The 230-nt window shown below is 50.0% G+C and carries 1 rRNA gene; it reads left to right on the top strand.

Annotation, left to right across the window (positions count from 1 at the left end):
* A 23S ribosomal RNA gene (locus ACNFBR_RS29360) occupies window positions 1-230 on the top strand; the annotation flags it as partial.

The raw sequence follows: 230 nt of genomic DNA, 5'->3' as shown, positions 1-230 counted from the left end.
TTGGCTTAGAAGCAGCCACCCTTTAAAGAAAGCGTAATAGCTCACTAGTCGAGTCGGCCTGCGCGGAAGATGTAACGGGGCTCAAACCATGCACCGAAGCTACGGGTATCACCTTTTGGTGATGCGGTAGAGGAGCGTTCTGTAAGCCTGTGAAGGTGAGTTGAGAAGCTTGCTGGAGGTATCAGAAGTGCGAATGCTGACATGAGTAACGACAATGCGAGTGAAAAACT

This window comes from Pseudomonas sp. NY11955, assembly GCF_048068035.1.
In the GTDB taxonomy this organism is placed as follows: Bacteria; Pseudomonadota; Gammaproteobacteria; order Pseudomonadales; family Pseudomonadaceae; genus Aquipseudomonas.
This window is presented reverse-complemented; position numbering and strand designations above follow the sequence as displayed.